The sequence below is a fragment of the Paucibacter sp. KCTC 42545 genome, from assembly GCF_001477625.1.
GTDB lineage: Bacteria > Pseudomonadota > Gammaproteobacteria > Burkholderiales > Burkholderiaceae_C > Paucibacter_A.
The window spans coordinates 77,021-90,535 of the sequence record NZ_CP013692.1 but is presented as its reverse complement, the minus strand read 5'-3'; the positions used below and the strand labels follow the sequence as shown (position 1 = coordinate 90,535).

The following is a 13,515-nucleotide window of genomic DNA, read 5'->3' as shown; positions in this document are numbered from 1 at the left end:
ATCAGAATAGTTCCAACTCGCCGGTGGGACCGACTTCTGGTGGATTGCTGTCGAATTCGGCGAATTCGTCGGGCGACCAGTGCAGATTGAAGATGAAGCGCTGCACGATCATCAAGGGCGGCAAGCCCGGCCGCGCCGGGTCCGAGAGCTGGTAGCGAATGCACAGCTGCGGGTCTTGCGAACCAAACGAGATGTATTTGTGCTCATGGTTGATGACGATGGGCACCTGGGTCTGCTGATTGGTGAAGGCCTTGGGCGGGATGTAGCGATTCTTGAACGCGCCCCAGATCAGATTGGTCGTCTCGCCCAGCATATTGTTGAGCTCGCGAAAGTTCAGATCCCCGCCAATGCCCTCGTAGCTGAAGCCCTGGATCAGGCCTTGCCGCAAGGCGCGCTCCTCCGTCTGCAGCATCATGTAGCCGCGGCACCAGGTGCTTTCAATTGCGATCAAGGTGGACACTTCGCCGTGAATGATGCGGTCGTGCACCACATAGGGCGACTCGGCCTCCACGCGGGCAAAGGGGAACATCGCGCCCAAAGCCTGGCAGGTCAGCTTGACCACGCCCTGCACCAGCCGGGTGGGGTAGCGCAGGCTGAAGATATTGTGTTCAACGGCGGCCTGCAGTTGCGCCAGATCGCCGGTGGCCCAGCTATGGCGGATGCGGTTTTGATCCTCGGGCGTTAAGGGGCGGTCGCTGCAGCGGCGCAGAAAAATCGGCAACTCAGGCCGCAGCTTGTGAATGGCGCGCGCCAGTTGCATGGCGTCGCTGCCCTCTTCACAAGGCAGATCTTCGGCCAGCAGCACGCCGCCCAGATCCTTGTGTTGCGCCAGCGTTGCCAGGGCATCCACAGCCGAACGCGGCAAGGCCAGCAGGCCCACCGACAGGCAGAACTCGCTCAAGGCTTGGTACTGGGCCGAGTCGTGCTCCAGCAACAAGACCTTGGCCTCAAGTTGGGTGGTTTCAGTCATGCGCCACATCCCCCGGGCCCGACGGAGCCTCGTACACGTGCCAGAGCTATCGGCAGCCGCGCTTCAATCTGTAGGTTAATCGCGCTTCGCCTGCAACACCGCCTGGGCCAACTCGGCAAAACCATCGCCACGCTCGGCTTCGGTGACAAAGTCGGGCAGGCTTTGCAGCTGCGGCACAAAGCGGGCGATATTGGCCACACCCACGCTGTGGGGCATATGGGCGAACATGATCTGGTCGTTGCTGGAGTCACCCACATACAACCAGTCCTCGGCCACAAAGGGTCGGCCCGTCAGTTCGGGCACGGCCCACTGGGCGGCGGTCCACTTGTTGTGCGCGCCTATCCAGCCGTTGATGTGGATGGAGCTGACCGTGGCCTGCAAGCCATGCTCCCGCATCACCGCGCAGACGGCCTCGATCTGCGCCGGCGCCAGATGCGCATGCTCGCTGTGATCGACCGCGATATCGGTCAAGCGGCCGGCGCTGTCGCTTGCCAGTTGGCAGCCCGGCACGCGCAGCAGCAGGTCGGCCGCGCAGCACTGCAGGCGCTCAAAATTGCTGGCCCGCGTCGCAGCATCCTGGGTGAAGTCGCGCTGCAAACCGCCATCAGCCCTGCGCCGGAGCATCACGGCGCCGTTTTCGGCCACGATGGCTTTCACCGGCCAAGCCAGCGCGAAGGGCTCGCTCCAGCCCGCCGGGCGACCGGTGATGGCAATGACGGGCACGCCAGCGGCATGTAGATCAAACAAGGCCTGCAGGGCCGCGGGGGCGATGGCGCCATCGGCCGTCAAGGTGTCGTCGATATCGGTGAGCAGGCCCACAAGCGGGCGCAAACGGGCGGGAGGGCAAGAAGAAAGTGCATGCATGATGGGTCGAGATTGTCTTCATTTCGGGCACTGTTCCTGCGACCAACCGCGGCAATGCGACTAGAATCACCGCATTCCGAGGAGCGTTGCAACCGCATGCCAAACATGCGGCCAGGCTCGGGATCGAATCTTGCACCGCCGTTTCCACCCGAAACAGCTGCTGTGCCGATTCATTGCAACCGCGCTCACCCGCTGCTGTTTTTTTGTGGGTGATCGTGCGTCCAAGGCGGAGCTGCTTGTGCAAATTGACGAGCAAGCCAAATGCCAGCGGCTCACACCTCCCCTGCATCAAGCGACAGCGGCTTCAAACCCTGAAGGAGCTCGCTCGCCATGACTGCCACCAACACCACACTGTCCCCCGACCAATTCCTCGTTGCCGACCTCTCGCTTGCCGCCTGGGGCCGCAAGGAACTCAATATCGCCGAGTGCGAAATGCCCGCGCTGATGGCCATCCGAAAGGAATACGCCGCCAGCCAGCCGCTCAAGGGCGCACGCATTGCCGGTTCGTTGCACATGACCATTCAGACCGGCGTGCTGGTCGAAACCCTGCAAGCCCTGGGCGCCGAAGTGCGCTGGGCTTCGTGCAATATCTACTCCACGCAAGACCAAGCCGCTGCCGCCCTGGTGGCCGCAGGCACGCCGGTGTTCGCCTACAAGGGTGAAACGCTGGAAGACTACTGGGATTACACCCACCGCATCTTCGACTTCGGCGCCGCCGGCACCCCCGGTGAAGGCCCGAACATGATTCTGGACGACGGCGGCGATGCCACCTTGCTGATGCATCTGGGCCAGAAGGCCGAGAAGGATCTGTCGGTGCTGGCCAACCCCGGCAGCGAAGAAGAGCGCGTGCTGTTCGCCGCCATCAAGGCCAAGGTCGCCGTTGACCCGACTTGGTACACCCGCAAGAGCCGCGAGATCATCGGCGTCACCGAAGAAACGACGACCGGCGTGCATCGCCTGAAGGAAATGTCGGCCAAGGGCAGCCTGCTGTTCCGCGCCATCAACGTCAACGACTCGGTCACCAAGAGCAAGTTCGACAACCTCTACGGCTGCCGCGAGTCCCTGGTGGACGGCATCAAGCGCGCCACCGACGTGATGATCGCCGGCAAGATCGCCGTCATCGCCGGCTACGGCGATGTGGGCAAGGGTTCCGCCCAAGCCATGCGCGCCCTGTCGGCACAAGTGTGGGTCACCGAAATCGACCCCATCTGCGCCCTGCAAGCCGCGATGGAAGGCTACCGCGTTGTCACGATGGAATACGCCGCCGACAAGGCCGACATCTTCGTCACCACCACCGGCAACAAGGGCGTGATCCGTCACGAGCACATGGCCGTGATGAAGCACAACGCCATCGTCTGCAATATCGGTCACTTCGACAACGAGATCGACATCGCTTCGATCGAGAAGTACGAGTGGGAAGAGATCAAGCCGCAAGTCGACCACGTGATCTTCCCGGACGGCAAGCGCATCATCTTGCTGGCCAAGGGCCGCCTGGTGAACCTGGGCTGCGGCACCGGCCACCCCAGCTATGTGATGAGCTCCTCGTTTGCGAACCAGACGATTGCGCAGATCGAGCTGTTCGCCCACAAGGACGCTTACGACATCGGCAAGGTCTATGTGCTGCCCAAGCACCTGGACGAGAAGGTGGCACGCCTGCAGCTGACCACGCTGAATGCGCAGTTGTCGGAGCTGACCGAAGAGCAAGCGGCTTATATTGGTGTGCCCAAGCAAGGCCCTTACAAGCCCGACGCCTACCGTTACTGATCGTCACGGGCTACTGCGCGCCTGCCATACGGCGTTGTGGGTCCCTCCGCAGATCCTCACGTAGCGCTGCTACGTTCCGGTCTGCGGATCCGCCCGCCACGGCCAGAGGCCGTGGCCTGAGGTAGGCACAAACAGTCCTCAGGACTGTTTGTGTCCGACCCCAGCACATTGCCTGACAGGCGCTCGCGACGCCCGGGTCCGATGATCTCGATCAACCGGCCAAAGCGCAGCTGCGCTGCGCCCTTTCCCATCGTCTCCAAAGTTCCATGCGCGCTGATCAACTCCTGGTCTCACAGGGCCTCTGCACCACTCGCTCCATCGCCCAAAGGCTGATTGCGGCGGGCTCGGTGGAGTGGCACTCGGCCAAAGGCTGGGCGCCGGTGGCCAAGGCGGGGCTGGATTTGCTCGAAGGCGTGGCGCTGCGCATCAATGACGATGCGGAGTTGCGTTATGTCTCGCGCGGCGGGCTCAAGCTCGAAGGTGCGCTCAAGCACAGCGGGCTGGCAGTCAGCGGCCTGACCGTGCTGGACATGGGCCAGAGTACCGGCGGCTTTTCGGACTGCCTGCTCAAGAGCGGCGCAGCCCGGGTGGTCGGTGTGGATGTGGGCCATGGCCAGCTGCATGAGCAACTGAAGAACGAACCCCGCATCGTCGCCCTGGAAGGCCTGCATGTGCGCGAGCTGGCGGCATCCGCTCTGAACGAACACAAGCCGGCGGCGGGTTTCGATCTCATCGTCGGCGACCTCAGCTTTATCTCCATGCTGGGCGCGCTGCCCGAGCTGCTGCCTTGGCTCAAGCCTGAGGGTCAGGTCTTGCTGCTGATCAAGCCACAGTTCGAACTCGGCCCCAAAGCCGTCTCGCGCGGCGGCCTGGTCAAGGATGCAGCGCAGTACCCCTTGCTGGAGACGCGCAGCCGCGAGGTTTGCGCCAGCCTGGGGCTGAGGGTCAAAGACTATTTCGACAGCGCCATCACCGGCGGTGACGGCAATAAAGAATTTTTCCTCTGGGCGCAGCGCTCGCCCGAGGGCAAGGAACAAGCATGAGCACGCCCAACAAGACCCCTGTCAGCTTCGAGTTCTTCCCGCCCAACACTCCCGTGGGCACCGAGAAGCTCAAGACCGTGGTGAAGGACCTCAGCGTTCTGAATCCGCACTACTTCAGCGTTACCTACGGCGCCGGCGGCTCCACCCGCGAGAAGACCCTGGCCACGGTGATGGACATCGCCGCCAGCGGCTATGAAGCCGCGCCGCACCTGAGCTGCGTGGGTTCCACCCGCGAAAACATCGCCGAAATCCTGGCCACCTACCGCGCGCAAAACATCCGCCGCGTCGTCGCCCTGCGCGGCGACCTGCCCAGCGGCACAGCCACAGCGGGAGAGTTCCGCTACGCCGCCGAACTGGTGCGCTTCATCCGCGAAACGCAAGGGCCGGACTGGCAAATCGAAGTCGCCGCCTACCCCGAATACCACCCGCAGCAGCGCTACGCCGCCAAGGACTTGCAGCACTTCGCCGACAAAATGAAGGCCGGTGCTAACGCCGCCATCACCCAGTTCTTCTTCAACCCCGACGCCTACTTCAACTTCGTGGACGAAGCCCGCAAGCTGGGCGTTGACGCCCCCATCGTGCCGGGCATCATGCCTTTCCACAACTACGCTCGCATCGCCCAATTCGCAGCGCGTGACGGCATCGAAATCCCGCGCTGGATCGCACTGAAGATGGAAGGCTTTATGGACGACGCCGCCTCCATCCGCGCATTCGGCCTGGACGTGATGAGCCGCGTGTGCGAGCGCCTGATCGAAGGCGGCGCGCCCGGCATCCACTTCTACACCCTGAACCAATCCGGCCTGACGCTGGAGTTGTGCAAGCGGCTCAAACTCGGCTGAGCAACTCAGCCCGCACAGGCAAGAAAAAGGCCGCGCCCTTCAAGGCGCGGCTTTTTTTCATCTCAAAGCGCAAGTAGTCAGCCCCGCTCTTCCGCATCAATCTGCGAATGCTTTTGCGTGTCCCGCATGCCCAGGTAGACCAGCAAGGTGCAGGCGATGACGGCGGTGGCGTACCAGTAGAAGCCGCTCTCATTGCCGGCCTGTTTGAACCACAGGGCGATGTATTCGGCCGTGCCGCCAAACACCGACACCGCCACCGCATAGGGCACGCCCACTCCGGTGGTGCGGATGGCGGCGGGGAACATTTCGGCTTTCACCACCGCGTTGATGGAGGTGTAGCCCGACAGAATCAACCAGGCGCAGGCGATCAGGCCGAAGGCTTCCCAAGGGCCTTGCGCATGGCGAATCGCCGTCAGCAAGGGCACGGTGAACAAGGTGCCCAGCACAGCGAAGCCCAGCAGCAAAGGCCGGCGGCCGATGCGGTCCGACAGGGCGCCGTACAGCGGCTGCAAGCACATGGCGAACACCAGGGAGGCGGCCGAGACCGCCGTGGTCTGCGCGTCCGTCAGGCCCACCGAGAGGCGCAGGAACTTCTGCATGTACGTGGTGTAGACGTAAAAAGCCAAGGTGCCGCCCATGGTCAGGCCCACCACCACCATCACCTCTTTGGGATAGCGAGCCAGCTGACGCAAGCCGCCCAGCGCCTCTGTGCCGCGTTGGCGCTTGGCCTTCTCAAACGAGGCGGTCTCGGGCATCTCGCGGCGCATGGCCAGGGCTACCAGGGCCAGCAAGGCGCCGATGAAGAAGGGGATGCGCCAGCCCCAGGCCTTCAACTCCTCTGGGCTCAGGAAAACGTGTTGCAGCAGCAAGAGCACCAGCAAGGCCGTCAGCTGCCCGCCGATCAGGGTCACATACTGAAAGCTGGCGTAGAAGCCGCGGTGCTTGGAACTGGCCATCTCGGACAGATAGGTGGCGCTGGAGCCGTACTCACCGCCCAGGCTCAGGCCCTGCAGCAAACGGGCCAGCAGCAGCAAGGCCGGCGCCCAGGCGCCCACCATCGCATAGGTCGGCGCGCAGGCAATGATCAGCGAGCCCAGGCACATCAGCAGCACCGAGGTCATCAAGGCCTGGCGGCGGCCCAGGCGGTCGCCGATGCTGCCGAACAGCAAGCCGCCCAGCGGGCGCACGAAAAAGCCCAGCGCAAAAATGCCTGCGGTGGACATCATCTGCGCCGTGGCATCTTGAGCGGGGAAAAAGGAGTTGGCGAAGTAGAGCGAGAAGGCCGCGTAGCAGTAGAAGTCGTACCACTCGACCAGATTGCCGGCCGAGCCCACCAAAATGGCTTTGAGCCGACCGGCGTCGATGCGCTCCGGGGCTGCAGTGGGCGCGCTGGCGCCGCTGAGTTTGGGGCTTAGGGTCTTGTCCATGATGCGCGGTCTCCTGTTGTTTTAAGGTAGGCGCAGTCTCGCAAGCCGAACCCGTCCGCACATCCGTTCGAGCCACTGCGCCCGCCTGCGTAGTTCTACGCAGCGCCGGCTCGGCTGGGCGCCGCCGACAATGTGGCAGTCGCCTCAGAACCTCATGCCCCGACCCCACTTGCCTCCCGTGCTGCGTCGCAGCCTTTTGCTCCTGCTGGCCGCGCTGGCCTTGGTGGCGGCTGCCTGGGCGACCGGCGTCTGGGCCGAACGGCGAGAGCTGCAGATCAAGGTGCAAAGCCTGCAACGTGCGGTGGAAGTCCACGCCCTGGGCCTGCGCGGCGCAGCGGAGAAGTTCGACTACCTGCCCTTCACCGCCGCCCAGCACCCGCTGATCCTGGCCCTGTTGCGTCAACCAGAAAGCACGCACGCGCGCCTGCAAGCCAACCGCTATGTGGCGCAGGTGCAAGCGCACAGCGGCGCCGCAGCGCTCTATTTGCTGGATGCCGAGGGCAAGGCCCTGGCAGCCAGCAACTGGCAGACGGCCGACAGCTTTGTGAACCAGAACTACGCCAGCCGGCCCTATTTCGAAGAGGCCATGCGCGGGCAGCGCAGCGTGTTTTACGGCGTGGGCCTGACTACCGGCGTGCCGGGTCTCTTCATCGCCGCGCCCGTGGCTGCTCCTGAGACGGGGCAGGTGCAAGGCGTGATGGTGGCCAAGGTCAGCCTAGATGCGCTGGAGCGCACCTGGGCCAAGGCGCCAGACCCAGTGCTGCTCTACGACGCCCGCGGCATCGCTTTTCTGGGCTCGGTGAAGGACTGGTACTACCGCAGCCGCCGGCCACTCAGCCCGGCCGATCTGGCCTGGCTTGACCAGCATGGCCAGTACGGCGCCCAGCACAGCTATGCGCCCATGCCCTGGGTCGAGGCCCGCGAGCCCGGCCGGGCCGAGTACCGCATCCAAACCCGCATCGCCGGCAAAGCGCGCCAGCTCCTGGCGCTGGACCAGGCCCTGCCCGAACTGGGCTGGACGCTGACCGTGATGAGCGATCTGGCCGAGCTGCGCCAGGCTCGCCGCCAAGCACAGGCCTTGGCCGCCTTGGCCGGTGGCATCACCCTGCTGGCGGGGCTGTACTGGCGCTTGCGTGAACGCCGCTTTGCCGAGCAAAGGCAAGCACGCCTGGAACTGGAGCATCGGGTGCAAGAGCGCACCCGGGAGCTGCAAGAGGCGCATGCCTTCCGCAAGGCCATGGAGGATTCGCTGCTGGTGGGCATGCGCGCGCGGGCGCCGGATGGCCGCATCATCTACGTCAACCCCGCCCTGTGCGAAATGGTGGGCTACAGCGCCGAGGAACTGCTGGGCGCCAAGCCGCCCTACCCCTATTGGCACCCCGATGATCTGGACAAACACTGGCGCGACAGCGAGGCGGCGCTGAGCGGCCAGGCCGCGCTGCACGGCTTTGAGTCCCGCGTGCGGCACCGGGACGGCCATGAGGTCTACACCATGGTCTACACAGCGCCCTTGATTGACGCCGCCGGCCAGCACAGCGGCTGGATGAGTTCGGTGGTGGACATCACGGCGCAGAAGCAGGCGGAGGAGCGCCAGCGATTGCAAGACGCTCAACTGCAGCGCAGCGCCCGCCTGGCCGGCCTGGGCGAAATGGCCTCCACCCTGGCGCATGAGTTGAACCAGCCGCTGATGGCCTTGTCCAACTTCGCCCTGGCGGCGCGTGCTTTCGCCGAACAGGCTTCACCCAACAGCCAGGGCTTGCTGATCGAAAGCCTGGGCGAGATCGTGGCCCAGGCGCAGCGCGCGGCCGAGATCGTCAAACGTCTGCGCGGCCTGGTGCGCCAGCGCGGCGGCGTGCATGAGCCGGTGGACATTCCTGCCCTGCTGGGCCGCGTGCAATCCCTGCTGGAGCCCGAGCTGCGCCTGCGCAAGGCCAGCTTGCAGGTGCAGCTGCCGAACGCCTTACCAGCCGTGCGCGGTGACCCTTTGCTGCTGGAGCAGTTGATGATCAATCTGCTGATGAACGCCCTGCAGGCCTGCCAGGATCTGCCGCCCGAACGGCGCCAGATCGAGGTCAGCGCCAGCGTCGAAGGGCAGACCATGACACTGCAGGTTCTGGACCGCGGCCCCGGTATTGCGCCCGAGCTGCTGGGCCAGCTCTTCGACCCCTTTTTCAGCACCAAGCCCGATGGCTTGGGCCTGGGCTTGAAGATCTGCCGCAGCATTGCCGAAGCCCATGGCGGCGCGCTCAGCGCCACGAATCGCGCGGACGCCCCCGGCGCCCGTTTCAGCCTCAGCCTGCCCATCTCCTCATGAAGAATCCCGCCAGCCACCGCCATTGCCTCTACGTGGTGGACGACGACGAAGCCGTGCGCCGCTCCCTGATGATGCTGCTGTTCGCCAGCGGTCAGCCGGTGCAGGCCTTTGCCTCGGGCGAGGCCTTTCTGGAGGCGCTGAATCCGCTGCAGCCGGGCTGCGTGATCCTGGACCTGCGCATGGGCCAGGGCATCAGCGGCCTGGAGGTGTTCGACCGCCTGCTGGCCCTGCGCAGCCCACTGGTCGTCTTGTTTTTGTCAGGGCATGGTGAGATTTCCATGGCCATCGAAGCCGTCAAGAAGGGCGCTTTCGATTGGGTGGTCAAGCCCAATACCGCCGAGCTGCTGGCCAAGCTGCCGCAGGCCCTGGATGCCGCGCATGCGCGCGCCGAAGCCCTGGCCCGCTGGACCCTGCTGACCCCGCGTGAACGAGAAGTGGCCCGGCATGTGGCCCTGGGCACACCGAACAAGGAAATTGCGCGGCTGCTCAATCCGCCCTGCAGCCCCCGCTCGGTGGAGAGCCACCGCGCCCATCTCTTCGCCAAGCTGGCCTTTGCCAATGACAACGAGCTGGGCCGCTGGTTGCAACAACACGCCTGGCTGCAGGAATGAGGGCGCCAGCGCTCCTCCCCATACGCCTGTTCCGCCCTGCTGTGGCCCTCAGTTGCGCAAACGCTGCAGCTGCCAAGAGGCTTTCTTGAGCTAACTCAAACAGGCCCCGTCAGGCAGGCTTGGGCGTTTTTGAGTTTGCGAAATATCAAGGGTTAACCCCTTGCAGGCCGTTTCAATAGCGTCATCGGGATTCAAACCCTTCACTAGGAAACCTTGCAAACATGAACAAGCTCGCTACTTCCCTCGCCGTCATCGCCCTGGCCTGCACCACCTTCGCTGCCCAAGCCCAGCAAGAAGGCAACTGGATGGTTCGTGCCCGTGCCGTCAACCTCGACTCGGCCAACAAAGACACGACCGGCCTGGGCCTGAGCGTCAACAACAAGGTCATCCCTGAAGTTGACATCACCTACTTCATCACCCCCAATATCGCTGCCGAACTGATCCTGACCTACCCGCAAGGCCACGACCTGAAGGCCGGCGGCGCCAAGATCGGCACCCTGAAGCACCTGCCCCCGACCCTGTCGCTGCAGTACCACTTCATCCCCACTGGCACCTTCCGTCCTTATGTGGGCCTGGGCGTGAACTACACCAACTTCTCTGACGTGAAGTTCGACGCCAGCCTGGAAGGCGCTGGCAAGCTGAATCCTTCGATCGACAACAATAGCTTCGGCCTGTCGGTTCAAGTTGGCGCTGACGTGCAGATCGCCAAGAACTGGTACCTGAACGTGGACGTCAAGAAGGTCCAGATCGGCACCAAGGTCTACTCCAACGGCGTCAAGGCTGGCGACTTCAAGGTTGACCCCCTGCTGGTCGGCGTTGGCGTTGGCTACCGCTTCTAAGCTGACAATGGCTTGAGCCGAAGCCTGCGCGCACCACCGGGTGCGCCCACCTTCAGCCCCATTTAAAAACCGCAGCCTCGGCTGCGGTTTTTGCATTTTTGGCGCCCTTTTGCCACAGTGCCGCTGCCGACTAATTCACGCCCGCCCGCACTTCCAGCCGGGCGGCATACGCACAAAACGCCGCAGCCGCTAGAGTCCATCACAACTGCAGTGCCGCGGAAGTGGCGCGAGCAGCGAAGTCAATCAGAGGGCAAACCCGTTGAAAAGCGGGGACGCAAAGCCACCGGCCTACCGCGCGCAAGCGCCACGGCAGCGGGGTTGCCGGATGAGCGCCAGCTCGTCTGCTTTGGCGTGGCCCTCGCCCCGATTTTTTGGAGTGCCTCGGCCATGCAGCAGTACCCTGGATCCCGCGCCCGTCTTAGCAGCGCCTTGCTCCTCAGCTCTAGCCTTGGCCTGCTGCTCAGCGCCTGCGGCGGTGGCGACAACAGCAAGCAAGAGCTGGTGGCGCCAGCCAGCAGCGCCAGCGCGGCACCCCTGGCCACCGGCATCACCACCCTGGACCTGCCGACCGAGGCCCTGCCCGATGCCGCTGCCGCCTTGCAAGCCAGCCCGAGCTTTCACGCCGCCCCACTGCTGCTGAACCCACCGGATAACCGTGACGCGCAAGACCCCTCCACTTCTGCCCAAAGCCAAGCGCGCCAGCAAAGCATTCCCGCCGAGTTCAGCCAACTCTCTAGCCGCGGCCTGACGGTGCAGACCCTGGCCGCGGCCCAGCGTGCCCGTGCCATGGCCGCGGGCGGCGACAGTGTGGCCCCCATGGCCGCCGCCTCGGTCGTGTCCACCTACACACCCGCGCAGATCCGGGCAGCCTATGCCCTGCCGCCCATGCCCGCTGCGGGCAGTACCCTCAGTGCAAGCCAAGCCGCCCAACTGGGTGCCGGCCAGACGATCTACATCGTCAATGCCATGCACAACCCCTATGTCGCAGCCGAACTGGCCGCTTTCAATCAGAAATTCGGCCTGAGAGGCTGCAACAGCAAGGCAATCCCGACCACCACCAGCCTGCCGCTAGCGGCGGCCAGCACGAGCGCTTGCGAGCTTTCACAGGTTTACAGCACCCCGGCCGGGGGAATGACCAGCGCAGTACCTGCCTACAACGCCGGCTGGGCCACCGAGATCGCCTTGGACGTGCAATGGGCACACGCCACCGCACCGCTGGCCCGCATCGTCTTGATCGAAGCGGCCGACGCCTCGCTGAACAGCTTGCTCGGTGCCGTCAAGCTGGCCAATGCCATGGGCCCCGGCGTGGTGTCGATGAGCTTTGGCGCCAACGAGGGCAATTACACCGCCTCGGTAGACGCTGCCTTCAGCGCCGCCAAGATGACTTATCTGGCGGCCACCGGTGATTCGGGGGTCGGCGTGTCCTGGCCTGCCGTCTCGCCCAATGTCTTGGCGGTGGGCGGCAGCAGCTTGACTTACACCGGCACTGGTGCACGGGCGGAGTCGGCCTGGTCGGGCAGCGGCGGCGGCATCAGCGCCTATACCGCCACGCCCAGCTATCAAGTCAGCAGCGTGCCCGGCATGGGTGTGGTCGCGCGCCGCAATGTGGCTGACGTGGCCTTCAATGCCGACCCCAACACCGGCCAGTACGTGGCCGTGCAATCGGGCAGCACCATCAACTGGATCAGTGCCGGCGGCACCAGCCTTGCCACGCCTCAATGGGCGGGCTTGGTGGCCGTGGCCAATGCGATGCGAGCGCAAAGCGGCAAGGCCCCGCTGGGCGCCGCCCACGGCATGCTCTACCAACAAGTTGCCAGCGTGCCCGGCAACTACGCCAGCGCTTTTGCAGACATCAACAAAGGCGCTAACGGCACTTGCGCCAGCTGCGCCGCCAAAGCCGGCTACGACACGCCCACGGGCTTGGGCTCACCCAATGCCACAAGCTTGCTGAGCCTGGCTTCCGGCGCCACGGTGGCCAGCCCGGCACCGGTGCTCACCGCCGCCAGCATCAGCGGCCAAGTTGGTACGGCCTTGAGCTTCACCGTCTCGGCCCAAGCCGCCAACCCGTTGACTTACAGCCTGAGCGGCGCCCCCGCCGGCATGAGCATTGCGGCGAACGGCACCGTCAGCTGGCCCACGCCAGTGGCAGGCACTTTTGCGGTCACCGTCAGCGCCAAAGACAGCAAGACCGGCCTCAGCGGCCAAGCGGTTTATACCGTCACCATCGCTACGCCCGCCGCTCCCAAGGTGGCCAGCGCCAGCATTGCCGGCCAGCCCAATGTGGCGCTCAATTACACCGTTAGCACCACAGCCAGCAATCCTGTCAGCTACACCCTCAGCGGCGCCCCCGCCGGCATGAGCATCAGCGCCAGCGGCGTATTGAGTTGGGCCAAGCCGGTGCTGGGCAGCTATAGCGTGACCGTGACGGCCAAGGACAGCAAGACCGGCTTGAGCGGCACGGGCGTGATCAGCCTCAAGATTGCCGCCAGCACCACGCCGCCGGTCAGCGGACCACAGATCACAGCGCCGGCCCTCAGCGGCGTCGCGGGCAAGCCGTTGACGGGCGCGATCAGCATTGCCGCCCCAGGCGCCAGCAGCCTCTCGCTGAGCATTGCCGGCGCGCCGCTAGGCATGGGCTTCTCGATCAGCGGCATGACGGTGACAGCCTACTGGCCCGCCCCCATCACCGGCAACTATGTGCTGAACATCCGGGTGATCGACCAGGCCGGCCGCCAGGCCAGCGCCACGATGCCCATCACCATCACGGCCAAATAAGCCGCGGGCCAAGCAAGGCAAAACACCTCCCCTCCCCCAAAGGAGGGGCAGGAATTGAGGGGCTAAAAC

Annotated in this window: 10 protein-coding genes and 2 riboswitches; of the genes, 7 read left to right on the top strand and 3 right to left on the bottom strand. The window is 64.7% G+C overall.

Annotated elements, in window-relative coordinates:
* Window position 1: 1 nt before the first annotated feature.
* Together AT984_RS00440 and AT984_RS00435 are read right to left on the bottom strand one after the other, a co-directional pair.
* On the bottom strand, window positions 2-970 hold the full coding sequence (locus tag AT984_RS00440) for a chemotaxis protein CheX (RefSeq protein WP_197418209.1): 969 nt from the start codon (window positions 968-970) through the stop codon (window positions 2-4).
* Window positions 971-1,045: 75 nt separating this feature from the next.
* Entirely contained in the window at window positions 1,046-1,834 is a 789-nt protein-coding gene (locus tag AT984_RS00435; RefSeq protein ID WP_058718429.1) for an HAD-IIB family hydrolase, read from the bottom strand.
* Between the two features lie 72 nt (window positions 1,835-1,906).
* Window positions 1,907-2,028, top strand: a riboswitch (S-adenosyl-L-homocysteine riboswitch).
* Between the two features lie 136 nt (window positions 2,029-2,164).
* Here AT984_RS00435 and ahcY point away from each other — a divergent pair.
* The 3 genes from ahcY to metF all read left to right on the top strand — a co-directional run bounded on the left by ahcY (window position 2,165) and on the right by metF (window position 5,480).
* Window positions 2,165-3,598, top strand: a complete 1,434-nt coding sequence (gene ahcY, locus AT984_RS00430; RefSeq protein ID WP_058718428.1) for an adenosylhomocysteinase — start codon at window positions 2,165-2,167, stop codon at window positions 3,596-3,598.
* Window positions 3,599-3,864: 266 nt separating this feature from the next.
* Window positions 3,865-4,641, top strand: coding sequence for a TlyA family RNA methyltransferase (locus tag AT984_RS00425; RefSeq protein ID WP_058718427.1), 777 nt, complete (start codon window positions 3,865-3,867; stop codon window positions 4,639-4,641).
* Entirely contained in the window at window positions 4,638-5,480 is an 843-nt protein-coding gene (metF, locus tag AT984_RS00420) for a methylenetetrahydrofolate reductase [NAD(P)H] (RefSeq protein ID WP_058718426.1), read from the top strand. The genes AT984_RS00425 and metF overlap by 4 nt, the downstream gene beginning before the upstream one ends.
* A gap of 77 nt (window positions 5,481-5,557) precedes the next feature.
* Here the strand turns inward: metF and AT984_RS00415 are convergent, their stop codons facing one another.
* Window positions 5,558-6,907, bottom strand: a complete 1,350-nt coding sequence (locus tag AT984_RS00415) for an MFS transporter (RefSeq protein WP_058718425.1) — start codon at window positions 6,905-6,907, stop codon at window positions 5,558-5,560.
* A 154-nt stretch (window positions 6,908-7,061) separates the two neighbouring features.
* Here AT984_RS00415 and AT984_RS00410 point away from each other — a divergent pair, with 154 nt between their 5' ends.
* The 4 genes from AT984_RS00410 to AT984_RS00395 all read left to right on the top strand — a co-directional run bounded on the left by AT984_RS00410 (window position 7,062) and on the right by AT984_RS00395 (window position 13,446).
* Window positions 7,062-9,221, top strand: coding sequence for a sensor histidine kinase (locus tag AT984_RS00410; protein WP_156421835.1), 2,160 nt, complete (start codon window positions 7,062-7,064; stop codon window positions 9,219-9,221).
* Window positions 9,218-9,832 (top strand): response regulator transcription factor, encoded by a 615-nt coding sequence (locus tag AT984_RS00405; RefSeq protein ID WP_058718423.1) that lies wholly within the window; start codon window positions 9,218-9,220, stop codon window positions 9,830-9,832. Before AT984_RS00410 ends, AT984_RS00405 begins: the two co-directional genes overlap by 4 nt.
* Window positions 9,833-10,053: 221 nt before the next feature.
* Entirely contained in the window at window positions 10,054-10,671 is a 618-nt protein-coding gene (locus tag AT984_RS00400; RefSeq protein WP_058718422.1) for an OmpW/AlkL family protein, read from the top strand.
* Window positions 10,672-10,910: 239 nt separating this feature from the next.
* A riboswitch (cyclic di-GMP riboswitch) is annotated at window positions 10,911-10,997 on the top strand.
* A 61-nt stretch (window positions 10,998-11,058) separates the two neighbouring features.
* Complete coding sequence (locus AT984_RS00395; protein WP_058718421.1) at window positions 11,059-13,446, top strand: S53 family peptidase; 2,388 nt, start codon at window positions 11,059-11,061, stop codon at window positions 13,444-13,446.
* Window positions 13,447-13,515 lie beyond the last annotated feature (69 nt).